This window comes from Vibrio sp. Vb0937 (assembly GCF_033338855.1).
Map to the genome: position 1 here is coordinate 1 of NZ_JAWOTK010000192.1, position 1,413 is coordinate 1,413.

Annotated in this window: 2 protein-coding genes; both read right to left on the minus strand. The window is 40.3% G+C overall.

The window, feature by feature from the left end; translation table 11 throughout:
- Nucleotides 1-188 precede the first annotated feature (188 nt).
- The gene (locus tag R7P67_RS24330) at nucleotides 189-551 is read right to left on the minus strand and encodes a DUF2750 domain-containing protein (RefSeq protein WP_235429261.1); all 363 of its coding nucleotides are present in this window, start codon (nucleotides 549-551) and stop codon (nucleotides 189-191) included.
- A 139-nt stretch (nucleotides 552-690) separates the two neighbouring features.
- On the minus strand, nucleotides 691-1,317 hold the full coding sequence (locus tag R7P67_RS24335; RefSeq protein WP_262639011.1) for a hypothetical protein: 627 nt from the start codon (nucleotides 1,315-1,317) through the stop codon (nucleotides 691-693).
- Between the last annotated feature and the right edge of the window lie 96 nt (nucleotides 1,318-1,413).

Consider the following 1,413-nt stretch of genomic DNA (forward strand, 5'->3'; position numbering starts at 1 on the left):
CTTTTCGATGGGCGACGCGAATTTTAAGCAACAAGCAAATAGCCTAATGCGCAAAAGCAGAATCAAACAGCTAACGCTCTGTTAAGGGGTGAGCAACGCAATACCGATGCCACCGCATACCACCTTAATCACTAAAACCAACGCATAGTAAAAATGCCACGCGTTGTGAATCCCTCTTAAACAGTTTGTTAGCTGCGTACCAACATTTTTGCCACATCAATTGCGACAACTTCTGTACCGCACAGGTTTGGATCCCAATTGAGACCCACAAGATGTCCATCGCTATGAATACCTTTTAGCCAATTATCAACGAATGAATCTAGGTTAATTGGACTTGGGACATACAACTCCCAATCACCAACTGCGACCCGACTTGCGTATGCTCTATCTGACCAAAAAACATAAACTAATGCGTCTGGACACTGATTCGAATTACAAACTGCCCAACCACCATCAGGATGCTGAAGTCCCCAAACAGTTCGATTTTCGATTACTCTGTCGATAAATCTTATGTAATTGGAACTTGATGTAGCTTTATCTTGGATCATCATTTTTCCTCTAAGCAGCTAACGCCGCGTTAAGGGGTGAACAACGCCACCACCGAACCTAAACCATTGTGCCGTAAACACTAAAGCTAAATCAAACTGAAAATGCCAAGCGTTGAGAATCCCTCTTGAACGCCTTGTTATATTAATTTTCACCGCTCACGCTGACATAAAGATCTGTCAAAAAATGGCAGTATGTATCGACACAATGCACTGTAAAACCAGACTGTAAAATAACTTTGTTATCATCTGTAATATCTAAATGTTCACTTTGCTTTATGTAACCTCGAAGAACTTTATTGCCTGTTTTTATTGTTCCATCAGCATGAACTAGGCTGTTACGAATTTGCTGTATAAATAGTACTTCTTTCCACGCTTCATTATTTTTCGGGAAGTTTACGAGCGCTATTTTTTCTAGATACTTTTGACATTGGTCTATGATCCCATTAGAAGCGAGATCTTTTAGTTTGATTGGACTATCGATAGCGTTTTCATAAGTCTCACATAACTGCTGCATTTGATGCTCTAGAACAGAATAAGAGACTATTACTTCTGCTCGACGCTGAATTGAAGGAAAAATATTTTCGATTTCATCTAAGTCTACATCATGAGATTCAAGAGTAACTTCACTTGGCAAAGAGCCTGTATCCCGCATTTTGATTTTTAACTCGGTAACTTGTGTCGCAAGGAAGTCTTCGACTAGAAGCGCATGTAAGCGATATGAGTCTAAATCTGAGCAAAACTTGCCATATTGAAACGAGCTAAAAGTCACTATTACCTCCCAATTAATATAACGCCTTGTTAAGGTGTGAGGCACGCAATACCTAAGCTTCCGCATACCACCTTAACCACCAAACCTAACGCATGG